23 protein-coding genes and 2 pseudogenes are annotated in these 23,015 nt (G+C 43.4%); 17 read left to right on the top strand and 8 right to left on the bottom strand.

The features are described 5' to 3' along the window. The first annotated feature begins 503 nt into the window (after positions 1-503). Positions 504-1,226 (top strand): class I SAM-dependent methyltransferase, encoded by a 723-nt coding sequence (locus tag A6049_RS26410; RefSeq protein WP_161490639.1) that lies wholly within the window; start codon positions 504-506, stop codon positions 1,224-1,226. 214 nt (positions 1,227-1,440) lie between these two features. On the opposite strand, the gene A6049_RS26405 is transcribed toward A6049_RS26410, so the two are convergent. Beyond that, on the bottom strand, positions 1,441-2,430 hold the full coding sequence (locus A6049_RS26405; protein ID WP_240321551.1) for an NAD-dependent epimerase/dehydratase family protein: 990 nt from the start codon (positions 2,428-2,430) through the stop codon (positions 1,441-1,443). 166 nt (positions 2,431-2,596) lie between these two features. Then, positions 2,597-3,607, bottom strand: coding sequence for a type I glyceraldehyde-3-phosphate dehydrogenase (gap, locus tag A6049_RS26400; RefSeq protein ID WP_063567461.1), 1,011 nt, complete (start codon positions 3,605-3,607; stop codon positions 2,597-2,599). A gap of 211 nt (positions 3,608-3,818) precedes the next feature. On the opposite strand from gap, the gene A6049_RS26395 reads away from it, so the two are divergent. The 6 genes from A6049_RS26395 (at position 3,819) to A6049_RS26370 (ending at position 10,337) form a co-directional block, all read left to right on the top strand. Further along, entirely contained in the window at positions 3,819-4,418 is a 600-nt protein-coding gene (locus A6049_RS26395; protein ID WP_063567460.1) for a TetR/AcrR family transcriptional regulator, read from the top strand. Between the two features lie 502 nt (positions 4,419-4,920). After that, positions 4,921-6,879, top strand: coding sequence for a beta-glucoside-specific PTS transporter subunit IIABC (locus A6049_RS26390; RefSeq protein WP_063567459.1), 1,959 nt, complete (start codon positions 4,921-4,923; stop codon positions 6,877-6,879). Positions 6,880-6,938: 59 nt separating this feature from the next. Next, on the top strand, positions 6,939-8,381 hold the full coding sequence (locus A6049_RS26385) for a glycoside hydrolase family 1 protein (protein WP_063567458.1): 1,443 nt from the start codon (positions 6,939-6,941) through the stop codon (positions 8,379-8,381). Between the two features lie 17 nt (positions 8,382-8,398). Beyond that, positions 8,399-9,250: a PRD domain-containing protein gene (locus A6049_RS26380; protein ID WP_063567491.1), complete on the top strand. Its 852-nt coding sequence runs from the start codon at positions 8,399-8,401 to the stop codon at positions 9,248-9,250. Positions 9,251-9,669: 419 nt separating this feature from the next. Further along, on the top strand, positions 9,670-10,017 hold the full coding sequence (locus A6049_RS26375; protein WP_063567457.1) for a hypothetical protein: 348 nt from the start codon (positions 9,670-9,672) through the stop codon (positions 10,015-10,017). Between the two features lie 29 nt (positions 10,018-10,046). Further along, the gene (locus A6049_RS26370) at positions 10,047-10,337 is read left to right on the top strand and encodes a beta-xylosidase family glycoside hydrolase (RefSeq protein WP_143806487.1); all 291 of its coding nucleotides are present in this window, start codon (positions 10,047-10,049) and stop codon (positions 10,335-10,337) included. A gap of 187 nt (positions 10,338-10,524) precedes the next feature. On the opposite strand, the gene A6049_RS26365 is transcribed toward A6049_RS26370, so the two are convergent. Continuing rightward, entirely contained in the window at positions 10,525-11,070 is a 546-nt protein-coding gene (locus tag A6049_RS26365; RefSeq protein WP_063567455.1) for a TetR/AcrR family transcriptional regulator, read from the bottom strand. A gap of 323 nt (positions 11,071-11,393) precedes the next feature. On the opposite strand from A6049_RS26365, the pseudogene A6049_RS26360 reads away from it, so the two are divergent. The 3 genes and pseudogenes from A6049_RS26360 to A6049_RS26350 all read left to right on the top strand — a co-directional run. Further along, positions 11,394-11,687 (top strand): annotated as a pseudogene (locus tag A6049_RS26360) (cyclophilin-like fold protein); the annotation flags it as partial. Positions 11,688-11,773: 86 nt separating this feature from the next. Further along, positions 11,774-12,340 carry a sugar O-acetyltransferase gene (locus tag A6049_RS26355; protein WP_063567453.1) on the top strand — a complete coding sequence of 189 codons (567 nt, stop codon included), beginning with the start codon at positions 11,774-11,776 and terminating at the stop codon, positions 12,338-12,340. A 69-nt stretch (positions 12,341-12,409) separates the two neighbouring features. Beyond that, positions 12,410-12,634, top strand: a complete 225-nt coding sequence (locus A6049_RS26350; RefSeq protein WP_063567452.1) for an alpha/beta hydrolase — start codon at positions 12,410-12,412, stop codon at positions 12,632-12,634. A 137-nt stretch (positions 12,635-12,771) separates the two neighbouring features. Here the strand turns inward: A6049_RS26350 and A6049_RS26345 are convergent, their stop codons facing one another. Next, the gene (locus A6049_RS26345) at positions 12,772-13,029 is read right to left on the bottom strand and encodes a GlsB/YeaQ/YmgE family stress response membrane protein (RefSeq protein WP_024630063.1); all 258 of its coding nucleotides are present in this window, start codon (positions 13,027-13,029) and stop codon (positions 12,772-12,774) included. 153 nt (positions 13,030-13,182) lie between these two features. Here A6049_RS26345 and A6049_RS26340 point away from each other — a divergent pair, with 153 nt between their 5' ends. Then, positions 13,183-13,362 carry a response regulator transcription factor gene (locus A6049_RS26340; RefSeq protein ID WP_063567451.1) on the top strand — a complete coding sequence of 60 codons (180 nt, stop codon included), beginning with the start codon at positions 13,183-13,185 and terminating at the stop codon, positions 13,360-13,362. 239 nt (positions 13,363-13,601) lie between these two features. Here A6049_RS26340 and A6049_RS26335 read toward each other — a convergent pair whose 3' ends face one another. Next, on the bottom strand, positions 13,602-14,624 hold the full coding sequence (locus A6049_RS26335; RefSeq protein ID WP_063567450.1) for an MBL fold metallo-hydrolase: 1,023 nt from the start codon (positions 14,622-14,624) through the stop codon (positions 13,602-13,604). Between the two features lie 166 nt (positions 14,625-14,790). Between A6049_RS26335 and A6049_RS26330 the strand changes: the two genes are divergently transcribed. Then, positions 14,791-15,801, top strand: a complete 1,011-nt coding sequence (locus A6049_RS26330; protein ID WP_063567449.1) for a fumarylacetoacetate hydrolase family protein — start codon at positions 14,791-14,793, stop codon at positions 15,799-15,801. Between the two features lie 92 nt (positions 15,802-15,893). Continuing rightward, positions 15,894-16,469: a TetR/AcrR family transcriptional regulator gene (locus A6049_RS26325; RefSeq protein WP_063567448.1), complete on the top strand. Its 576-nt coding sequence runs from the start codon at positions 15,894-15,896 to the stop codon at positions 16,467-16,469. 52 nt (positions 16,470-16,521) lie between these two features. On the opposite strand, the pseudogene A6049_RS34230 reads toward A6049_RS26325, so the two are convergent. Next, a pseudogene (locus A6049_RS34230) lies at positions 16,522-16,652 on the bottom strand (transposase); the annotation flags it as partial. 534 nt (positions 16,653-17,186) lie between these two features. On the opposite strand from A6049_RS34230, the gene A6049_RS26320 reads away from it, so the two are divergent. Then, positions 17,187-17,570 carry a DUF2750 domain-containing protein gene (locus tag A6049_RS26320; protein WP_063567447.1) on the top strand — a complete coding sequence of 128 codons (384 nt, stop codon included), beginning with the start codon at positions 17,187-17,189 and terminating at the stop codon, positions 17,568-17,570. A 356-nt stretch (positions 17,571-17,926) separates the two neighbouring features. Here the strand turns inward: A6049_RS26320 and A6049_RS26310 are convergent, their stop codons facing one another. Together A6049_RS26310 and A6049_RS32730 are read right to left on the bottom strand one after the other, a co-directional pair. Continuing rightward, positions 17,927-18,127, bottom strand: a complete 201-nt coding sequence (locus A6049_RS26310) for a hypothetical protein (protein ID WP_063567445.1) — start codon at positions 18,125-18,127, stop codon at positions 17,927-17,929. 494 nt (positions 18,128-18,621) lie between these two features. After that, on the bottom strand, positions 18,622-18,837 hold the full coding sequence (locus tag A6049_RS32730) for a response regulator (RefSeq protein ID WP_275078675.1): 216 nt from the start codon (positions 18,835-18,837) through the stop codon (positions 18,622-18,624). Between the two features lie 426 nt (positions 18,838-19,263). On the opposite strand from A6049_RS32730, the gene A6049_RS26305 reads away from it, so the two are divergent. From A6049_RS26305 to A6049_RS26285, 3 genes are all read left to right on the top strand, one after another. Further along, complete coding sequence (locus tag A6049_RS26305; protein ID WP_063567444.1) at positions 19,264-20,454, top strand: glycine C-acetyltransferase; 1,191 nt, start codon at positions 19,264-19,266, stop codon at positions 20,452-20,454. Positions 20,455-20,491: 37 nt separating this feature from the next. Further along, positions 20,492-21,451, top strand: a complete 960-nt coding sequence (locus tag A6049_RS26300; RefSeq protein ID WP_063567443.1) for an L-threonine 3-dehydrogenase — start codon at positions 20,492-20,494, stop codon at positions 21,449-21,451. Positions 21,452-22,425: 974 nt separating this feature from the next. Further along, entirely contained in the window at positions 22,426-22,623 is a 198-nt protein-coding gene (locus A6049_RS26285) for a hypothetical protein (RefSeq protein ID WP_063567440.1), read from the top strand. Positions 22,624-23,015 lie beyond the last annotated feature (392 nt).

Below are 23,015 nucleotides of genomic sequence, written 5' to 3'. Positions count from 1 at the left end.
CTGGCGAGATAAAAGCACAGGAGTGCGGTTTCGATCTCTTGAATGGATGCTTTATAGTCCATTAAATTCCCCTGCCTGTCTGAATCATTGTCTATATTACTTCGACAAGTAGCCACGAAATCCTTCCCTAAAGAAACAACGTTAGATCATCTATATTGAATGCGAATTACATAATGATTTTAGAATAAAAAATTTCAAGTTTTAAAGTTGATGTATCATATAATTGTTGTATCTATGATTATAATATTAACAATGCTACACATAGTATTAATGCAGGGAATTGAAGCAAGAGAGTGTTCTGGATAATTCGTTTCCGTTACTTGAGAACGGCTCAAACGCGAACCAGAAGTGCTTGCTTCCAATTGAACGGTTTTACTGTAGGAAGCTGTATTCTGGCGAGGAGATATTCAACGAAAGTATGTGAAAATTTAATTTTATTAGAACTTTTGTTAATGGAAAAATCATTGACTTAAGCCCTGATGGGAGAAGGGAAGGATGTTTGCATGAACAGCAAGGAAACCAACGGTGCTTCGTACGAAAGTGTGACAGATCAGCAGCTTCAAGATCAGTTGAAATATTATAAAGAACGAGCTCCAGAGTATGATGACTGGTGGTACCGTCGAGGCACATTTAATCAAGGAGACGAAGCTAACCAAATCTGGTTCGATGAGATCAGTACGATTAAGAATGCTTTTAAAGCTGAACATTTTCATGGTGACTTTCTTGAACTTGCGGCGGGGACTGGCACTTGGAGTAGTCTGTTCTTAAAAGAAGCCCTTATATTGACCCTTGTAGACGGTTCCGAAGAAATGCTTTCGCATAATCCGGTAGTATCTGAACCCAATGTAAGAACGATCATTGCAGATCTTTTCAGTTGGTCTCCGGATCAGTTATACGATTCAGTTGCTTTTACTTTTTGGATATCTCATTTACCCAGAGAGAGACTGGCGAGCTTCTTCACCATGGTATCACGCTGTTTGAAGCCCGGAGGGAAAATGTTCTTTATCGATGATCGAGAAGTAGCAGGAACCCGTGAGTCTCATGTAGTGGGGACATCTGGGCAAACGATGGTTCGGAAGCTTAATAATGGTGATCATGCTACTATAGTGAAGAATTTCTTTGGCGATAAAGAGATTGAGCAAATTGCTGCTAGTGCGGGAATTGAATTGCATGTCCATTGCACCCCTAAGTACTTTCAGTATGGGATAGGGTCCAAAACTGTCTAAAGCAGCAATTATCCGATACTTAATGAAGTAATCACTAAACTAACGGAGCACTTTAGTTCAATAAATAAAGGAGCAATATCGCCGGCGGCGACTGCTCCTTTACGCTAATAGGCTTTTGATGATCCAGTAGTGCTCATGCTTACCAAATTGGCTAAAAGAGCCAGCCCAGAGAACAACTTACCATCGATTGCCGTCGTTTTTGTCCTTCAAAGCCCTATCTTCGAGTAGATGGTTCCTCATAGCATTGCAAGCCGGCGTCGCGCAAAGTTCTTCCGACATAGCCTAACTCTCGACGTGCAGCGGCATCGTTGACGGTGAACTCACGCCCAATCATGCGTATCATCGAGCGTGAGATCGGCGGATCGCCGTCTTTCTGCGTGATGTCCCAGATCGTGTCGAACAGCCGGCCAATCGCAGAGACGAGCCAGTAGGACAGCGAACGCATCTTATCGATGGACAAGCCCTGCAAGTTCGCAAGGGAGGCGACGAACTCACGGAAAGTCTGCCTTTCCTGGTCCTTGATGAAGAAGGCATGACCGCCTTCTCCGCGTTCAAGAGCGCATTGTATGGCTTCAACCACATTGTCCACATGGCAGGTTGAAAAAGGGTAATCGCCGCGGTCGATAAACGCGAACTGTCCAGATCTGACTGCATCGGGAAGCGCTCTGCTAAACGGATCACCAGGTCCCCAGATAGCCGGTGGGCGAAGCGCGAACGTGCGACAGCCGGGTTTGTTGGCTGCCAGAACCAATGAATCTGCCCGTGCCTTGCTCGCCAGATAGGCGGAGAAGTGGTTGGGGTAAGTCTGTGCGCTTTCATCAGCGTCGCGGATGAGCGTACCGCCGTTATCCATATGGATAACGGCCGCGCTGATGTATACGAATGTCTTCGCACAGGCGAACTCGGCTGCCTTCAGCAATGCTGCAGTGCCATCAACGTTGGTACGGAAGAATGGTTCGCGAGGCCCTGAAAAGCGGAAAAGGGCGGCCGCATGCACAACCGCATCGATGGCCGGTAACACGAATGGCGTGCTGCTTTCGAGATCAGCATCGACCGGCGTCGCACCCATGGCCTTGAGTTTGGCGTGAGATGATGCAGAGCGTGTGAGGGCGAAAATCTGGTGACCATCCTCCGCGAGCTTCGGAATCAGGCGGCCGCCGAGCAGGCCGGTGCCTCCCGTGACGAGAATTTTCAAAGTGATCATCCTTTCGGTTCGAAATTCGGGATAGTCCGCCTGGTGCCGCCACGGATTGATGGTTTAGCTCAACCGACGCGCATCCGGTCAAAACCAGACTAATACCGAACAATCGATCATCGTACTGTGGAGCGCATCCTTCATAGAATTTTACTTCTCTCCATCTTACGATTATTTATCTAGCGATCTTAGCGAAGTGCTCCAGAGTACGAACCAATTGGGCTGTATAAGACATTTCGTTATCGTACCAAGCTGCGGTTTTCACCAATTGATGGTCACCGACAGTCAGAACTTTCGTCTGTGTGGCGTCGAAGAGCGAACCGAATGTGATGCCTTTGATATCGGAAGATACAATTTCGTCTTCCGTGTAGCCGAAAGCCTCTGGATCGGAAGCTTCTTTCATAGCAGCGTTAACTTGCTCAACTGTTACCTTGGTATTCAAAACGGCAACGAGTTCAGTCACAGAACCTGTTGGTACAGGTACACGTTGAGATGCCCCATCCAGTTTACCCTTCAGTTCCGGAAGAACCAAACCAATGGCTTTTGCGGCACCGGTGGAGTAGGGAACGATGTTCTCCGCTGAGGCGCGCGCAGCTCGGAAATCTCCTTTTGGATCCGGAGCGTCAAGCGTGTTTTGGTTACCCGTGTAAGCGTGAACGGTCGTCATCAGCCCGGATTGAATACCAAACTTGTCGTGTAGAGCTTTAGCCATAGGGGCCAGGCAGTTGGTTGTGCAGGAGGCGCCGGAAATGACGGTTTCCGTTCCGTCCAGTGTTTCATGGTTCACGTTGTATACAATCGTTTTCATGTCTCCTGTAGCAGGGGCGGAAATGACGACTTTCTTCGCTCCGCCTTTCAGGTGAAGCTCGGCCTTTTCTTTTGTAGTGAAGAAGCCTGTGCATTCGAGAACAATATCAACGCCAAGCTCTCCCCAAGGAAGCTCTTCAGGATTCCGCTTAGCCAAAACCTTAACCTCTTTGCCGTTTACTTTGAAGGTTCCGTCATGGACTTCAATGTCACCTTGAAAAGTGCCTTGCGTCGTATCATATTTGAGCAGATGAGCTAACATTTTAGCGTTCGTAAGGTCGTTAATCGCTACTACCTCGACCCCTTCCACATCTTGAATTCGGCGAAAAGCGAGTCTTCCAATTCGTCCAAAACCGTTTATACCTACTTTTACAGTCACTGAAAATCCCCCTATAAGTTTTATTTATTCCAACAAGCCAATGCCTACAATGAAATAAAAATGACCCAGCGCTATTTCATTCTAGAATAGCTTATTGTATAATTTGAAAAGAGACCGTTAGGTATCTTTATATTAGCATGATATTAGTGAATTGCAAGGACGAATTGGATAATTCGTTTAAAGCAAATATACGGTTCATATGGAGGAGATCATGAAAAAAGGGGACAGAACACGAAAACACATCATTATGAAATCGGCTGAAATTTTTAACCAGAGAGGATATGCCGGTACATCGCTAAACGATATTATTGCCGACACAGGAATTAAAAAGGGGGGCATTTATCGACATTTTGCTAGTAAAGACGAGATAGCGCTTGAAGCCTACAATTATGCTGCCAGTATGGTCGCCAGTAAATTTTCTGAAGCGGTCGATCAAGAGCAGTCTGCGTCAGGAAAGTTGGTTGCTTTTTTTCGTGTCTATGAGAATGTCGTCAACGACCCCCCATTTATTGGTGGATGTCCCATGCAGAATACAGCTGTAGAAAGTGACGATACTCATTTGGAGCTTTGTGGTCAGGCAAGGCAAGGGATGCATAACTTCTTGGATATGATGAAAAGTATTATTCGTGACGGCATTCAAGCTGGAGAGTTAAAGGAGGATCTTGATGTGGATGCGCTAGCATCATTTGCATTTTCCTTGTTGGAGGGAGGGATTTTGCTCAGCAAGTTGGATGGGGATAACAAGCACATGCTGATGAACAAAAAAATTTTCTCTTCCTATTTGCAGGAATGCTGCTTAAAGATTAGTTAATCTGGTGTACTGGCACATCGGAATAAAGCTGGGCATCATCGATGACAACTCAAGTTCAGAATCTAAACTTTCGATGGATCGTCTCTTTTAAGTATAAGCTGTCTTATGCAATAGCCCGAACGGGTGGTTTTTATATTTTTCACGCAGTTATAAGAAAGAATGTTTTTTTTGTTGCAGTAATGTCGAGGGACATGAACATCATTAAGCACCGAAATACATGAAAATGTTCACATTGTTGCGGGACAACTGACACGATAAAAGTAAAACATAAGTGTTTAGGTATAAAGAAAAATGTCGAATAAAGTGATTGCTAACTAAATTGTTGTGTGATATTATGATCCAGTAAACGTTTACATCAATAATGAATTGAATATTAGCAGTGTTTGGCTGTTACTGGTAAAGCAGGCATGACCAAAATGATTTTGCATTTTCCTTATGTGAGTAGGGGGAGGCATATCGTTTTGGTCTTTTTTATATCCAATTTCAGAAATGAGGCAAAGGTATGGATTATCGCAATTTGGGACAAGAGATTACGGAATTGGTTGGAAAGAAGGATAATATCGCTCGGCTTACGCACTGCGCAACCCGACTTCGGTTCGAACTGTACGATATCTCCAAAGCGGAGACAGAAAAACTCAAAGCTCTTCCAGGTGTCATTACCGTTGTGAACAATGGTGGACAATACCAGGTTGTCGTGGGCAATGAGGTGCAGCAGGTCTACCGAGTTATCACTCAGCAGATGGGTTCAGCAACCCAAAGTGCGGAGTCCAAATCAGATTCCGGCAAAAATAACGGACCAAAGCAGAAACAGAGCTGGATTTCCAGATTCATAAGCGTAATCTCGACGACATTTACTCCGGTAATACCGGCAATTATTGGCGCGGGTATGATCAAAGCGATATTAGCCGTACTTGTGCTGACAGGCCTCGTAACTACAGAAAGCCAAAACTATTACATCCTTAACACCATTGCGGATGCGGCGTTTTATTTCATGCCTATTCTGCTGGCTTATGGAGCTTCCATTAAGTTCGAAACAAGTCCAATTCTGGCGATGACCGTTGCCGGTGTTTTGTTACACCCGGGATGGAGCGCCCTGATGGCGGAAGGAAAAGACGTGTTTTTCATCGGTGTTCCAGTTCGACTAACCGATTACGCAGGTTCCGTGCTGCCAATTATTATTGTCGTTTGGCTCATGTCTTATATTGAACGTTTCGCGGATCGAGTATCGCCCTCAATGATCAAATTTTTCACGAAACCGATGATTGTGCTATTGATTACAGCACCTCTTGCATTGGTGGCGATCGGGCCTTTCGGAACGTACCTGAATGATCTGGTTGCGCTGGGTGCAGAAGCGATTAATGCCAGAGCCAGTTGGCTGATTCCTTTGTTAATGGGAACTTTGCAACCGTTCCTGATCGTGACAGGCACTGCATGGGCGATGACGCCGATTGCAACTAGCCAACTGACCAAAAATGGATATGAAATGATCAACGGTCCGGGAATGCTAGCGTCCAATATTGCTCAAGGTGGGGCTACGCTTGCTGTAGCATTAAAAACCAAAAACAAAAAACTGAAACAGCTCGCTGCTTCATCCGGTTTCACCGCTGTGCTGGGCATCACGGAACCCTCCTTGTACGGTGTAACACTGAAACTGAAGAAACCCTTGATTGCCGCAATGATTGGTGGTGGCGTAGCAGGGATATACGCTGGTCTGACCGGATTAGTACGTTATGCCTTCGTTTCTCCAGGGCTTGCCGCGTTACCTGCATTCATTGGCAGCAATCCGATGAACATCGTTCATGCTATTGTGACTTGTCTGATTGCTTTTATCGTTACCTTTGCCCTGACATGGATCATTGGTTTTGAAGATCCAGTAGACGATGAAGAAGAAGGCAATTCCAATGTTAACGATGACAAGATGCTTTCCGGGCAGCCTGTTAAAGACAACACGGCCGGCACGCAGTCTGTTGCAACAACAAATGCAAATGTACCGAGCCAAAATGAATTACGCCCACTTACGATCGCCAGCCCGATGCAAGGGGAATTAGTCCATCTGGACCGTGTACCAGACGATGTTTTCTCTTTGGGATTGCTGGGTAAAGGCGCTGCAATTATCCCTGCAAAAGGAGAACTGTATGCACCAATCACAGGTGAAGTTACGGCTTTCATGGACTCCAAACATGCGGTCAAATTAAATGGTTATGATGGAGAAGAGGTACTCATTCATATTGGAGTGGATACCGTCAACCTGAAGGGGAGACATTTCAACTCTTCCATTAAAGTGGGGGACCGGGTACAACGGGGTGACTTGTTGATCAGCTTCGATATCGATGCCATCAAGGCGGAAGGGTATGAAGTCATAACCCCGATCATTATCGCCAATTCGAATCGTTTCCCGGATATTAAGCTGGAGAAGCAGAGTCCTGTGGAGGTTGGAGCGACTATTATCCACCTTTCATAACAAGCTTAATACGGTCCGTCATATATCTTGATCAATATTAAAATGAAGGAGTGCTTGAGATGTTATATCAACACATCAAACTATTCCCCAATGAATTTCTGTGGGGAGGCTCTACCTCTGCTTATCAAGTGGAGGGAGCCTGGAACGAAGATGGCAAAGGTCTGTCCGTCATCGATATGTGTGATCATCCGGCCGGAACCGCCGATTTCACAGTAGCGAGCGACCACTATCACCGATTCAGAGAAGACGTGAAGCTTTTTGCAGAGCTGGGCCTCAAAGCATATCGTTTTTCGATTGCATGGACTCGAATCTTGCCTTCAGGCACAGGAGCTGTTAATGAGAAGGGACTCGATTTTTACCACCAACTGATTGACGAATTGCTGCTCCATGGTATCGAACCCATTGTGACCATGTACCATTTCGACTTACCTTATGAGCTTGAGAAAACGGGAGGATGGAACAACCGGGAAACGATCGATGCTTTTGTCGAGTACGGGCGTATCTTGTTTGAGCATTACGGGCATAAAGTGAAATATTGGTTGACCATTAATGAGCAAAATACGATGATTCTTCATCCGGGTGCCATTGGCACACCGAAGGGCGGACGTTTGCTTTCCAGTAAGGAACTGTATCAGCAAAATCATCACATGTTTGTGGCTCAAGGCAGAACGATGCTACTATTTCATGACATGCTCCCGCAAGGCAAGATCGGTCCTGCATTGAACATGACTTCCATGTACCAGGCAACCTCCAGACCAGCAGATGCAATCGCTGCACATAACTGGGAGACGATTCGCGGATGGGGTTTTCTCGACTTATCAGTATGGGGACGGTATAACCCATTATTCTGGAGTTATTTACATGAACGTGGCATTGAGCCGGTTATTGAGCAGGGTGACATGGATGATATCCGGTCTGGCCGTCCCGATCTGGTAGCAATCAATTATTATTCGACGGCAACCATTGCCGCCAGTACGGGCAATGCGTCGGATGTTACAGCTCGTGCGGGTGATCAGCAAATCATGCTTGGCGAGCAGGGAGTATACCGGGCCGCGGAGAATCCTTATACCGAAAAAACAAAATATGGCTGGGTCATTGACCCGGTTGGCCTGAGGCTAACATTGCGTAAGGTATGTGAACGATATGGTCTCCCGATTCTAATTACGGAAAATGGTATAGGTGCTCCGGATGTACTGGAGGCAGATCACACCATTAACGATACGTACCGGATTGATTTTATTGAGAAACACCTGGAACAGATCAGACTGGCTCTAACGGATGGGGTAGATGTGATTGGTTATTGCCCTTGGTCCGTGATTGACGTGGTAAGCACTCATCAAGGTTATGGGAAACGTTACGGCATGATCTATGTAAACCGCGGTGAACAGGATCTGAAAGACTTGAAGCGCTTGAAGAAGAAAAGCTTCTCGTGGTATCAGGAGGTCATTAAACAGAATGGCAGATGTATCGGAAACTCGGATCAGGCGGTCACGAAAGAATAAAGGATCGTGATGAATGCATGAGAGTAATCAAAATATTGAATAACAGCTTGCTTCTGACCAAAGATGAACAGGGACAAGAAATGATTGTCATGGGAAAAGGCTTGGCATTCAAAGGCAAAGTCGGCGAGCGACTCGATGAGGAGCACATCCAGAAACGATTCATTCTTCAAAATAATCCGTCTGCCCAGGCTTACGTACGAACCATCGAAAACATGCCAGAAAAACATGTGAATGTCATAAACAAACTGATTACCAATGCCAAAGAAAAGCTGTCTCTTGACGATCAAATCTTCTTTACGCTTATGGATCACTTGTCGTTTGCTATTGAACGATGGAAAAAAGGTGTAGCATTACAGAATCGCATGTTATGGGAGATCCAGAGGTTTCATCCTGTCGAATTCGAACTGGGGGTTGAATCCGTTCAGATGCTGAATCTAGAATTGGGCATTGAACTGCCGGAAGAAGAAGCAGGGAATATCGCTTTTCATTTCGTGAATGCCCAAACACATGAGCAGAATATGGAGCGCACGATGCAATCCGTTAAGATGTTAAAAGATATTTTTAACCTGATTCAATACACCTTTGATATACAATTGAACAAAAATTCCATCCATTATGTGAGACTCGTCACACATTTGCAATTCTTCATCCAGCGTTTACAAGAAGGGCGTCTGGGCAATTCGGCGAAAGATTTTATATTTCAACACATGGCGAAGGAGCATCCGCTTGAATACAAATGCGCGGAGATGATCAAAACCTACGTGCAAAACATGCTGGATATCTCCATATCGAACGAGGAATTATTATATTTGATGATTCACATTGCTCGAATTGTGCAGGAGGAGCAAGGTGACGAGGGAGGATTATAAAACAAAGCTAAAGTTATATTCCCTTACTTAGGAGGAGCGATTCTCTGAATATCTGATGCCCTTGATTTCTAGTATGTTCATATGCCTGTTAATAGACAGGGAAAAAGATACTTTTTAACTATGACCGTTTTCCCGTATTCTTTCGGGAAACGGTCTTTTATATTTGCAAAAATCTATTCGTATGGTGCCTGTCGATGATTTATTTATGAAAAAAATAGTTTTCACCTACTTTTTTTATTGAAATTTGGGTTCACTTCAGACCGGATTTTATTTACGCTTCATGAAGAAAAATATCCCAAAGGAAAGGAGAAGACAGCAGAAAATCCAGAGGCAATAATGATGAATTCTACATTTAAGCGAATCAGGAGGCAATAGAAATGAAGTAGTGCTATAACCTTGTTAAATGGATGGTTATTCGTGTGTTGGTCGTAAGCATCTGTGCGGTTATAAGTTACGTTCCCGGCAGGGTGGCCGCCGATGATTCGGTTATCCATACCCAGCCAGCAATCTTGGAGACGGTAAGCCCGTCAGGATTCGCACATCCTTCCGTGGGTTTCACTGGTGATGCGCTGAAGCTAATGCAGGAGAAGGTTGCCATTGGTGCAGAGCCATGGGCGAGTGCGTTCGAGGACTTCAGGAAGCGTCCCAGTGGATCGCTGGATTATGATATTCGAAATCAGAGTAAGCTGGATAAAACGAAACCTGCATATGATCGCTTGCAGGCGTTTCCATTCAATATCATGAAGGAGTATTCAGAGTATATGTGAATTGTTATAAAGGGGAAGGCATACACCAGATGGACAATGGTATTTTATGGGCGGATTACTGGTCTCTCGCTGAACAGCCGGGACATTTGCGACTGAAGGGATTCAGACCTATCAAGGAAAGTGGCTTTTTCCGGGCTGGCAATACGCTATCTCAACGTTACCTCATGACGACAGGGCTACAGGTGGATACCAAGCTTGATCTGGTGGGAATGTCGGATGGACTTCGAGCGGGCCTGGTTCATTTTAATGGGGGCGTGGATTATGCCATGGGTTCTGCGCAAGGGTATAGAGTCTGGTGTCCGTTGGGATATTTGTTGTAAATACGAATAGTTTCAAATTGACTTTGCTTGCCATGATGAACGAATTACGATTTCGAGGAGTATAATCATATTGAATAGGCACGGATAAAACCTCTCTGCTAAACAGGGCTCAAGCTGCCGAGAATGTCTCGATAGCCTGGAGCTGCTGAATTAGCAGCTTTTTTGTTTCGTTCGTTTGATATCCCTCTTATACAACCCTCTCAAGCAAGACCCCAACCTGGTTTGCCATGACATGAGGTGGATAAGGCATCCCGTTCGTGATCCACCATTCCACTATTCCTACAAAAGCTGTTCCCATAAAGGAGCCCACAATCAATTCATCCAATCCCTGGTTTCTTTCTTCGTTCATATTTACTTCACCTTTATATTCTTCAATAAGAAACTCAAGGAACCGGGCACGAAAAGAAGGAGCTCCTTTACTCGCCAACATCGTTGAAAAGAATAAATAATTGCGCTCAAAGTATTCGAAATAGACCAGATTCGCTTCACTCCACTCCATTTCACATGCATATTGGTTGATGTCCTTCATGTTGTTAATATGCTCTTCAATCAGTTTATCCAGCAGATCAAATTTATCTGTGTAATGCAGGTAGATGGTTGCCCTGTGAACATTTGCCCTGTTGGAAATCTCCTGGATCGTAATGGAATCGAAATTCTTTTCTGACATCAATTCAATGACGGCCTTTTTTATTGCTTCCTGTGATTTGAGTATTCTTCGATCTATTTTAGGCACGTATTTCCACCAAGCTCTCTTAGTTAATAGTCAATTCAGGGGATTTTGTAGAATAATCGACAAACACAGATCATTTAACGATTGTAAGTGCCTAGATTCAATATAATATTATACACATGTCGTGTAAACGATCAAAATCGCGTTTGACTAAACGACTACATTGCGGCAGAGACAACCCTGAACCGGTTCGAATGGAGAGGATTCGTAAAATCTGGAGGTAACGGCTGAAACAGTAGATCATCAGACGGAGGAAAACAGCGTTATTCCCATCCATATTATTGTTGGCGGCAGCACGTTTACAGCAACTTTAAAACAATGAAACGACACAAGCCCTGATAGCGCAATTTCCGATGACCATCCAAATGAAAGAACTGAATGGGCTAGAAAAGTATAATAATCTGCCCGAGGAGCTTCCTGCTGCATCTACCGAACGCCCTGAAACCATTCATGCCGGTGAAATTATGTCCTGGTCCGGAAACACTTTGGTGCTTTTTTATCAGACTTTCTCCAATTCTTATGGCGGTTATGTACTACTCGGAAGTGTTGACGATCCGTCTAATTTGGCAGCTACGCTTGGTTCAGGGCATGTACAAGTCACCTGGTCGCTTGCAGAATAAACCGCAGGAATGTTTCCAGAGGTGAAGTTATCTAGAGAAGTAAGACTACTGATTAGTTTATCTATATGGAAAAGGAGTAAAGTGAAATGAAACCCAAAGACATTCTTGAACGAGATAAAAATGGCGAGTTAATTTCTTTAAATGACCCGGAGTATTATAAAATTCATGATCTTATTGTTGAAGCACAGAAAATTACAATGCAATTAAACAACTCATATCATGAAGCGAAAGAAGTCAGAGGATTGTTTTCGAAATTAACGGGAGTAGAGGTGGATGAATCGTTTGGACTTCTTCCTCCTTTTTACACGGATTTTGGCAAGAATATCAGAGTGGGAAGAAATGTGTTTATCAATCATGCTTGTACTTTTATGGACAGAGGTGGGATAACCCTCGAAGATAACGTATTGATAGGTCCAAAAGTTAACCTGATTACCATTAACCACCCGCTGGAACCAGCTGAAAGACGCTCCACGATATCTACTCCAATAGTCATCAAGAAAAACGCTTGGCTTGGTGCAGGCACGATGATCATGCCTGGGGTTACGATCGGAGAAAATTCTATCGTTGCTGCAGGTGCAGTGGTCACCAAGGACGTTCCACCCAATACGATTGCTGCAGGTGTTCCTGCGAAAATTATAAAGAATTTGGAATAGAAACGCTCATGTAATCGGGAATATATAGAAAAATGTAGAATGACATAAAGTTACCAACATGACTGAGGAGTGACATCAAGTAATGATGGTGTTCTGAACAGGGAAGCGTGGGGAAAAGCCAAACCCAATCTTCCGAAAAAAACGACATTCGAGAGTATAAAGGGTGGCAACCATGATCAATTTGGCTCCTACGGAATGCAAAAGAGAGACAGCGTGCCTAAGGTTACAGGACAGGAACAGCTTCAGCAGATTGTTCAGGCACTGAAAGAATGGATGAAATCAGTACAAAAATAAAAAAAAGGATCGTAAGTGTTCATCTTCCATCGATGAATGCTTTCGGTCCTTTTATGTTTATCCTGTACCTTTATGCCCTGGCAGCATCTTTATAAAAATTTTTAATGAACGACGGTATCGGTTTCCGCCTCTCTTTGTTAACGTCTTCGGAAGGCTCCGCCGCGTGCCAGAGCGAAGAAGATGAGCAGGGCAATAATCGAGCCAACGATGGCGGGAATAATATGAAATCCGCCAATCACCGGCCCCCTTGGTCCCAGCAATTCCGTACCTAACCAGGAACCGATAAAACCCGCAATAATGTTCCCAAGTACACCGCCTGGTACGTCCCGCCCAATCAAGTTGCCGCTTAACCAGCCAATAAGTCCACCAACAATGAGTACCCAGAGCAGATCCATGGATTGTTCTCCTTTCTTCGAGTTTATTACAAGTTATGTTGGACTGAGTGGAATATACCTCACCTTCCAGTTGGTGGAGCAATCTAAAGTGTCTGTGCTAAGATGAGGGTGAATTATGATTCAAGCTGGGGAGCAAGGCTAGAAGGGGTGCACTTGAAGAAGATACTTGTCATTGACGATGAAGTCGCAATCAGAGATTTAATTGAGCTCGTACCGAGAAGAGAAAACGACGTCGTTCAAACGGCTGAAAACGGTAAAATAGCCTTGCAGCTGCTGGATGCGGTACTCTATCATATAATGGTAACATCTTTAAAAACTGCTTTAAATTATTGATAGATCTTTGTGTTATTAAATTATCGGATAAAGAGAGAAATGCACTTAAGATCAAATTTTGGTTATATCGTTTTAGAAGAGTTCTACTAGTAAGTCATAAGTCCAACTCCATTTTTCTTCATAATCGGTTTTTAAGCACCCATTTTAATTCCGCGGAACAATTCAAAAAAACGGCCGCTGTTCGCATCGTTTGCGACAGGGCCGTTTTTTGTTTTTCGTAGGCTAGCATCAATTGCTATTCATTCTTGCCAAACACTCATAGGGTCCCATGGCTTGATTTGATTACCATATTTTCCGGCCAAAAAAACTTTCATGTCTTCCAGCTTAGCAGGCACCTCGTTCCAAATTGGAAGGGGTGGTAACCCTCGTTTGCTTTTCAATAGGATGTCCACTGTAACATACAAGCGTTCTGGCTGAATCCAATGAAGGAAGCGGGAAATATCAATTTGCTTGGTCAGGGACAAGGCATCAATTTCGTCATTGTAATGCTTGTTGAACTCGCTGATCAGGTTCAGGAGGTAGTCTCTCTGCTCCTTCACGAAGTCCAGGCCGCAGATGGCGCCATGTCCTGGAATAACGATTTCGGGTTTAATTTCATCGATAATGCGGTCAAGCACTTTAACCCAATTGAGGGTTCCCTCTTCGCTGTATGCCGTACACCCGTTAAACACCACATCGCCGGCGAACAGCACTTTTTCTTTTGGCATCCACATCAGCAAGTCACTGTCAGAGTGGGCCGGAGCAACATTGTAAATCATTACTTCCGTATCGCCAAGACGGATGTTTATATCGTCCTTTATCTCAATATTCGGGAGCAACCATTCTACGCCTTCCAGGTCGAATCCTTCAAATTCCGCTGCAAAAAACCGCTCGCCCGAAGTAGATTCCGGAGAATCCTTTCCTCTTCTGATGACGCTATCCATCCAGGAGATATTTTCGGTAAGACGCTCTCTGGACGCTTCCTTGTGCATAATAATGCAAGCATCTTCAAACACTTTGTTTCCCCAGGCATGGTCGCTGTTATAGTGCGAGTTCACCACATATGCGGGAGAGCCGCCGTTGCTTACTTCCATAAAAGCCTCTCTCATTTCCCGCGCATGGAACAAATCGAAGAACGTGTCATACACCAGCCCTTCACCCTTGTTGATGAACCCGGCATTGGCCCAACTGATGCCGCGATACGGCGAAATACCGGCAAAAACGCCATCTGCGACTTCAAAAAATTTAACGCGAGGTTTTTGAATAATACGTCCATACTTCATGAAAATTCTCCTTTTTCGTATATGTTTTTGGTGTAAGGCATACTGACTATGGCTTTATTATAGAGAAGGGAAAACAGGAATGCAAGCAAGTACTTGCATGCAATTATACTGTACGATATGATAGTAACAGAACAACATCACACTACATGGATGGAGGCGCTTAACCATGAAACTAGTAACCTTTCAAACCAATACATCCCAGGAACCGTTGTTTGGGCTTGTAATAAACGAGAAATTTGTCGTGTCTTTTGCCGCAATCATGAAAAAGCAGGGAACATTCGTTGACAGTCTTGAAAGTATGGACAGCTATCTTCATTATTTGCCGGCAAGTGATGATGCCGCTAAGGAAATGATGCAATATGCTATCGAACAGGTTCATCAATTCAATGAAAATGAAATCAGCCCGATTGCAGCGGTAACCCTGCTACCGCCAGTTCCAAATCCGGCTGCGCTTATCGATTTCGGGCTGACGCCAAGACATCTGAGAAATGCTGGCGTAAATCTGCTGCGAAGAGAATATACAGGGCCGGAAAGAGAAGAGCTTACACGTAAAATTGCTGAAAAATTCCAGCAAGATCTGAATAAAGTAACTTTCAGTTATTATAAGTGTAACCATAATGCATTAATTGGCGATGGGGATACAATTCATTGGCCTTCGTACTCTTCCTACCTGGATATCGAGCCGGAGCTGGCTTTTGTTACAGGGAAGGGGAACTGCATTGCAGGTTATGTTATTTTTAACGACAGTACTGTCCGCGATGTGCAGTGGCCGGATTTCCAGGCGATGACCGGACCGACGCGCTGCAAAGATTTCGATCGCAGCAAAGGAATCGGACCATTTCTGGTAACGCCGGATGAAATCGACAACCCGCTGGCATTGGACGTGGATGTGCGTATCGGGGAGAGACTGCACTGGAAGGGAAGCACATCCGAGTATTCTGCACACCCTGCAAAAGTGATGGAGGAGGTTCTCAAAGTTTTCACGCCACTCCCGGGCACGATTATAGGAATGGGGACGATACCGGATTGCTGCGCAATCGAGACCGAAGAATGGCTGTTGCCCTCTGACCGAATCCAGATTACATTTGATAAATTAGGCACGCTCACGCAATTGGTGCCTGATCATGTCAAGATTACGGAACCAAGCCGCTGGGATAAAAGAAGTGATTTACCTTAAATAAACGTTTATGAAAATGATGAACCCCTACCCTGCTGCATATACAAAACTTGTAGTAGAATAGATTTAACATATGCAAAAGGAGAAATATAATGCAAACTTCAGACAGAATCATTGAAGCCGCGACACAGCTCATCAAAAAGAACGGCTACCGGGGAGTAAGCACCAAAGCCATTGCAACGGAAGCTAAAGTCAATGAATCTACGATTTTCCGGCAATTTGGAAGCAAGCAAGGCATATTGGAAGCCATCATTGAAAGACATTCGGATATTCCGCAATTTGAGAAGCTGTTAAAAGAGGACGCGACCGATAATCCCGAAGTCGATCTGATGAATGTAAGTCAGCAGTACCGATTGTTTTTCCATAAAAATGCGGACATCATTTTGATTGGCATCCGCGACAAAGGAATGTTTCCCGAATTGGACAGAGTGCTGGCCGATCCGCCGGTGAAGCTGCACTCCTTGCTGGTTGAATATTTTGAACGCCTGCAGAAGAAAAAAGTTATAGTAAGACAGGATGAGCGCCTTGCCGCCATGTCTTTTCTCTCCATGTGCTACGGATTTCAGATGAGCGAGCTGATTCACGGGCAATATCAGTCCCAACTCGTCACCGAGGAAGATTTCTACAAGCACAGTGTCTCATTGTTTGTAAAAGGAATTTTGTCTTAGTCATAAGCTTTGTTGATTTATTTAAATATGCCAAAGACTGCTTTTGCTCGACTAGCTTTACCATTCGTTTCACATTCACAACAAATGCTGTGAGATATGTCTGTATTCGCATACGAAATAGACCTCGGTACTTGGCTGTTGCCATACCGTGAACCTCTTCATCTCAGCATTTTTAAACTCAATATCCAGTCTGCATTTATCAGTAGTTACTCAAAAAAGAATCACTTCCCAAAAGTTATACGGGAAATAGGAGTAAGAGTCCACCTAATTATTAGGCGGACTCTTTTAGTTATTCTTATTTGATGATGGATTTTTCTAAAGAGCAACATAAATGAGGTTGTTTATTTATAATTTCGGAGATGAATTTCGATCGGTACTCCCATGGGGGAGATCACCTTGGGATAAGCACTTATGTTCAGTATTATTTTGATGAAGATACATGTATCTTCATTCTTTCAAAGAATGAGTCTATTAATCAGTACAGATTAGGCAATGCTCTGTCAGATATTTTGCATCATATTAATATAAATTTCCAACAAAACAGGAGGAGAGTAGGGAACTTGGACAAGTTTTTGTCCCGATTACCGTAATGGACAAGAACATGATCCGATTGCCGATTAGAAGTATATCTATTCTATCTCTGCCTGCTAATTCATTAAGCTAACGGGCAGGTTAGCGTGGTATATTTAATTTAAAGTTCTAACAAGGAGGTCGCAAATGAATTCGATAACCTCGAAAGAGTTTGAAGCTGTTATTAAACTCCCTGCGAATATTCGATATGAATATTTTATAAAGAAGGTTACTGATTCAGAAGAAATTTGGGGGTTGTATGATGACGGTTGGGCAATGTCTTCAGATGATAAAGAGAGATTGCTTATTTCATTCTGGCCTAGGAAAGAGTTTGCAGAGTACTGTGCTTATGAAGAGTGGTCAAATTATAAAGCACATTGTATCTCATTAGACGAGTTCATTAGTGACTGGTTACCCAATATGGTGGAGGATCAGCATAAGCTGTCGATCTTTTGGAATAGAGATGATTCTGCAGTTCTTGAGATTCAAGTGCTACTAAATGATTTAGAGAAGGAACTCGAAAAGTATTGATCCATCGTTCCGCTAACGGGAAACGTTCCAGAGAGCTTGAAGGAAATGAACCGGAGAATGTTAGGCGAATCGATCAGATTGATGAGATGATCAATGACATTAGTAAGATATTTGAGGTTAGAGCCGGACACAGCTCAATAGAAACAAACTCTATATATCTTAAAACAGAAGATTCTATTTTCTGGCATGGGTGCTTGTAGGGGAGAATGCATGTTGGAGGAGATATATTTCATTATTTTCTGAAGATAAGCAGAAAAAAGGCATCTCCTGAAGGAGATGCTTTTTTTCTTGAGTAGAAACATTGTTAGGATTGCTACTGGGTATCATTCGTCCTAAATCGAGGAAGTATAAATATATTACTCTCTTTTTTCATTATCTAATCGCTGACGAAATACCAAAGCCGAAACAGCAAATATAATAAAAGATAATGTTGAAGCAGCAGTAACCATCTTCAACACATTTCCTATTGGAGGGTTAAACAACAGAGCAATTGAGATGATTAAAACAGCACCTGTTAAACCCATTCCCAAAATCGAGATCGCTAAAATCTTGTTCATCAAATCACCTCACAAGGGATATTATACCATTTAAAGAGACTGCCCAGAAAATTAAAGAGTTAGGGTATGTAAATGAGTGGGGCTGGAAGAAAGTTGTCAAGAGTCCTAAAAAGAACTACAGTGCTAAGGTTATTTGTCTTTCCGATTTGATGAATATCTAAGTGAGAGTGGTGATCTCTTTTGAGTGATTAAAGATAATGAGCGATATGGAAAAGATCCTTTGGTTAAATGAAGTTGTGGGGATTACAGAAAAAGTATGAGCTGTTATTAAAATCAAATCCACTTGAAATCTTTACATAGTGAAATCTTTTCTTGTTAAGCAAAAAAACGATATTTTGAGATATTCTAATTGAAATTATGGTGTTACTGAGATTAAATACATTACGTGGCCAAGATATAAATTTTTATTCAAAATTATTTAAGCTGCGACCGTTTCTCAGATTCTAGCTGGAAACGGTCGTTTTATTTATTACTAAAGTCGCAAACAAGGATCATCATGCTGCGTTTGGAACGCCTCTTAAGACTCCCCTCCCTATAACTCCTGCCTGAAGGGCCGGTACGATATGACTGCGGTCGGAAAAACTGGTCAAAATGATGATTCGTGTATCCGGATACGCTTCCGATATGAAGCGACTGGCTTCAATGCCGTCCATTATTAGCATGTACAGGTCCATCAGGATAACATCAGGTCGGAGTTTGCCATTCCATATTTAGAATGAGAAATAAAGTAGATGCGCAAATCGAGGGCGAAGTTAAACTAACGGGCAGGATAGTTTAACATGAAAGCTGGCTAGTATATAAATAGTATAAAATCATTTTGGCCTAATACCTACGATGAAAGAAGATAATGAAAAAGTTTATTGCGTGTCGAGGGACAAGATCTTATACCGATTACCGTAATGGACAAGAACATGATCCGATTTCTGATTAGATAAATGTCTAAGTAGTGGTGGAGGATCTTATTTAGAACGCGCTATGTTTTTGTGCGGATATTTTTATTTTTTGTCCGCCACATGTGTACAATAAATAAAAAAGATGATACATTGAAATTAGTTTAATCCCTTTTAAAACAGGTTTTTTTGGAGGATTCTTATGTCTCCTGTACGAGGACATACGTATATCGAGGAGGGAATGGGATGTCAAGTCAAGCCTTGGACCAATTTTTAAGTTCGAACATCGAAGATCTAAAGACTAAAGGTCTATATAACGTCATCGATACGCTGCAGGGTGCAAATGGTCCTGTTATTCGTATCGACGGAAAGTCCCTAATCAATTTGTCTTCCAATAACTATTTGGGACTGGCAACAGATTACCGCGTGATTGATGCTTCAGTTAAGGCGTCGCAGACATACGGGGCAGGCGCAGGGGCTGTGAGAACAATTAATGGTACGATGGATCTTCATATTGAGCTTGAAGAAAAACTGGCCCGTTTCAAAAAAACGGAAGCCGTTATCGTGTATCAATCGGGATTTAACTGCAATATGGCTGCTATATCCGCGGTAATGGACCAGCATGATGCGATTTTATCAGATGAGCTGAACCACGCTTCAATTATTGATGGCTGCCGCCTGTCGAGAGCCAAGGTGATTCGCTTTAAGCATTCGGATATGAATGATTTAAGACAGCAGGCGAAAGATGCCAAGGAATCCGGTCAGTACCATAAAATTATGGTCATCACCGACGGGGTTTTCTCCATGGATGGTGATATAGCAAAGCTGCCCGAAATCGTGAAAATAGCAGAAGAATTCGATCTGATTACTTATGTGGATGATGCCCACGGTTCGGGCGTTCTCGGAGCAGGTGCGGGAACCGTGAAGCATTTTGGATTGTCCGACCGCATTGACTTTCAAATTGGTACTCTTTCCAAAGCGATCGGCGTTGTCGGCGGTTATGTGGCGGGTAAAAAACAACTGATCGAATGGTTGAAGCTGAGAAGCCGTCCGTTTCTGTTCTCGACATCGCTACCTCCGGCTGCAATCGCTGCTTGCAGCGCTTCTGTCGACATTTTGATGAATGACAAAGAGCTGATCGAGAAGCTGTGGGAGAACGGCAATGATTTGAAAAATGGCTTGAGCCGGCTTGGATATGATGTAGGCCAAAGCGAAACGCCGATCACACCTTGTATCATTGGCGATGAAGTAACCACCCAACAGTTCAGCAAACGGCTCTATGAAGAAGGCGTTTACGCCAAGGCAATCGTGTTTCCGACGGTTCCCAAAGGAACCGGAAGAATACGCAACATGCCGACAGCTGCCCATACCAAGGAGATGCTCGACCAGGTGATCTCCGTTTATGAGAAAGTTGGCAAGGAAATGAAGCTGATTTAGCTGCATTCGCGGGAGTATATTTCGGGAGGAATGTCTTATGAACAAGATTTTGGTGACCGGAGCACTGGGCCAAATTGGTTCTGAGTTAGTTGTTAAATTACGTGAAATCTATGGTGCGGATCACGTCGTTGCTACGGATCTCAGGTCATCAGCCCACGAAATTACCCGATCCGGGCCATTCGAGCTGCTGGACGTGACGAATGATAAGGCGATGTTCGAAATCGCCAAGCGGTACGAAGTTGATACCGTCATCCATTTGGCTGCTCTGCTGTCGGCTACCGCAGAGGAGAAACCGCTGCTTGCCTGGAATTTGAATATGGGCGGATTGATGAATGCACTTGAAATATCCAGGGAGCTCGGCTGCCAATTTTTCACTCCAAGCTCCATTGGATCTTTTGGTCCTTCGACTCCGAAAGACAATACCCCGCAGGATACGATCCAGAGGCCCAATACGATGTACGGCGTGAACAAAGTGTCCGGCGAACTGCTTTGTGATTATTATTTTCACAAATACGGCCTGGATACTAGGGGGCTGCGATTCCCGGGTTTAATATCTTATATGACGCCTCCCGGCGGAGGAACGACGGATTACGCCGTGGAAATTTATTACGCAGCCGTGACGGCTGGACGGTATACATCTTATATCGCCAAGGACTCAAACATGGACATGATGTATATGCCGGATGCCCTGAACGCTATCATCGAATTGATGGAAGCGGATTCTTCTCGGTTGATACACCGAAATTCATTTAATGTCACCGCAATGAGCGTGGATCCGGAGGCGATCGCTGCAGCGATTCGGGATGAGTTTCCCGGCTTTATCCTCGATTATGACGTTGATCCGAAGAGACAAGCGATTGCCGATAGCTGGCCGCATTCCATTGATGCGACGGCAGCGAAAACAGAATGGGGATTTCATGCTCGCTACGACCTGAAGGCCATGACGAAGGATATGCTTTCACAGCTAAGCGAGAGACAAATGCTTCGCAAAGCTTAAATTTATTATGAATTCGCTGTGCAAAGCGAGTAGAAATACAAAAGAAGCTGCATCAAGAGGTTACCCGGACCTTTTGTTGCAGCTTCTTTTTTCATCCTCCAGCCCAGACATTTCCGTGGTCTGTGGCTTATCAGATAAAGAACACGGCATAAAGTTTGCAACAGGACGGACCGAGGAATGCAAAATAAAACACAGAAGTGAAAGAAAGGGAGCTGTTTATTTCGCGGGACAAGAACATGTTTTCATTGCGATAGGCGTTTATCTAATCGTTATTTTGCCTGTTAATTCATTTATAGATATAATGCAGATGTACAATGACACAAAGTTACCAAACAATAAACAAGATAACCCTTTGAGCCACATTAATAAAAGAATAAAATGATAGTTTCATTAATCAAACAAGGAGTGTGCATATAATGGATTCTTTTTCGAAAGAAACAAAAGATAATTCTTACGTAGTAATTCCGTCAGAAAATGTAACTAAGATACAACTTGGAGATCCATGTTATATTGGTTATCAACTAGATGGGCAAGAATTCTGGGAATTAACGGGTGTCTCTTATACGACTGAAGTATCTTCGTTTAGAAGTTCGTAAATACCAATACCATATGGCAGGACATATGCATCATGCCTTATTACCGCTTAGCAAGCTGCTATAAGTTAATTTTCTATTTTGAAGAAGGAAGGGGATAACCTTGCAGGAGTACTAACTGACGCCTATAGAAATAGTAGCGATCCGTTGGGGTGTAGCACATTTTTCAAGGTAGTTCCTTTGTTTCGTGACAGTCTAATTGAAATCGGTATTAAAGAAGGTGTGACTCATATTACTGATGGTATAGTTTCAGATGATACGATTTCACACGTTGATCTAATAGCCTTTTACAAAAAAATAGGCTTTACGTTGATAATAGAAAGTTACATATGGTCTATATAGAAGCAATGATAAGATTAATTTCATTGAAGGAGGTTCGAGATGAGAAACGAAGAATGTTGTCCTGAATGTGGAGGAACAAAATTAGGGGAGGGCAAGTCGCACGGCGAAGCTAGGGTATATCCTATGAAAAAGATGCTAACATTAGGATCAGATGTTACTCATGTAATTTGTATAACGTGTGGATTTATTTTAAAAAGTTTTGTTAAAGAGCCACATAAATTTGAGGATAATAAATAAAATTGTACTGCAAGAAAGGGGACCAACAGATCAAGTTCTAACTCTGCTCAGTTAAATAAAGACTTAAGGGCATAATTGCATGAAAGTAGGGAACTTTAAAAAAATTCAGTCTTTGTTGTCGAGGGACAAAAACATGGTCCCATTGAAGTCGCTATTTTAGCGGCTTTTTTATGTTATCGGTACAAGTTCGTGTCCCGAGCCGAGGACATGAACTTGTAACGATTACCGAAATGGACAAGAACATATTCCGATTACCTATTAGATGATTATCTTGATTTTGTAAGTCTTGTAGGACGCAATATAACGATTATGGCGGCTAACACCAACTCGATCATATATGGAGCAAATTTTGCTGCACATATGGGATTCAGAAAGAAATGATTTCATACCTC

This window comes from Paenibacillus sp. O199, assembly GCF_001636635.1.
GTDB lineage: Bacteria > Bacillota > Bacilli > Paenibacillales > Paenibacillaceae > Paenibacillus > Paenibacillus marchantiae.
The sequence above is the reverse complement of the archived record's forward strand: the minus strand, read 5'-3'. Positions and strand labels throughout refer to the sequence as shown.

Excerpts from the sequence above, each read along its gene's own strand:
- A6049_RS26410 (WP_161490639.1), top strand. The coding sequence starts at position 504 with ATGAACAGCAAGGAAACCAACGGTGCTTCGTACGAAAGTGTGACAGAT.
- A6049_RS26405 (WP_240321551.1), bottom strand. The coding sequence starts at position 2,430 with ATGATCACTTTGAAAATTCTCGTCACGGGAGGCACCGGCCTGCTCGGC.
- A6049_RS26395 (WP_063567460.1), top strand. The coding sequence starts at position 3,819 with ATGAAAAAAGGGGACAGAACACGAAAACACATCATTATGAAATCGGCT.
- A6049_RS26390 (WP_063567459.1), top strand. The coding sequence starts at position 4,921 with ATGGATTATCGCAATTTGGGACAAGAGATTACGGAATTGGTTGGAAAG.
- A6049_RS26385 (WP_063567458.1), top strand. The coding sequence starts at position 6,939 with ATGTTATATCAACACATCAAACTATTCCCCAATGAATTTCTGTGGGGA.
- A6049_RS26380 (WP_063567491.1), top strand. The coding sequence starts at position 8,399 with ATGAGAGTAATCAAAATATTGAATAACAGCTTGCTTCTGACCAAAGAT.
- A6049_RS26370 (WP_143806487.1), top strand. The coding sequence starts at position 10,047 with ATGGACAATGGTATTTTATGGGCGGATTACTGGTCTCTCGCTGAACAG.
- A6049_RS26355 (WP_063567453.1), top strand. The coding sequence starts at position 11,774 with ATGAAACCCAAAGACATTCTTGAACGAGATAAAAATGGCGAGTTAATT.
- A6049_RS26345 (WP_024630063.1), bottom strand. The coding sequence starts at position 13,029 with ATGGATCTGCTCTGGGTACTCATTGTTGGTGGACTTATTGGCTGGTTA.
- A6049_RS26335 (WP_063567450.1), bottom strand. The coding sequence starts at position 14,624 with ATGAAGTATGGACGTATTATTCAAAAACCTCGCGTTAAATTTTTTGAA.
- A6049_RS26330 (WP_063567449.1), top strand. The coding sequence starts at position 14,791 with ATGAAACTAGTAACCTTTCAAACCAATACATCCCAGGAACCGTTGTTT.
- A6049_RS26325 (WP_063567448.1), top strand. The coding sequence starts at position 15,894 with ATGCAAACTTCAGACAGAATCATTGAAGCCGCGACACAGCTCATCAAA.
- A6049_RS26320 (WP_063567447.1), top strand. The coding sequence starts at position 17,187 with ATGAATTCGATAACCTCGAAAGAGTTTGAAGCTGTTATTAAACTCCCT.
- A6049_RS26310 (WP_063567445.1), bottom strand. The coding sequence starts at position 18,127 with ATGAACAAGATTTTAGCGATCTCGATTTTGGGAATGGGTTTAACAGGT.
- A6049_RS26305 (WP_063567444.1), top strand. The coding sequence starts at position 19,264 with ATGTCAAGTCAAGCCTTGGACCAATTTTTAAGTTCGAACATCGAAGAT.
- A6049_RS26300 (WP_063567443.1), top strand. The coding sequence starts at position 20,492 with ATGAACAAGATTTTGGTGACCGGAGCACTGGGCCAAATTGGTTCTGAG.
- A6049_RS26285 (WP_063567440.1), top strand. The coding sequence starts at position 22,426 with ATGAGAAACGAAGAATGTTGTCCTGAATGTGGAGGAACAAAATTAGGG.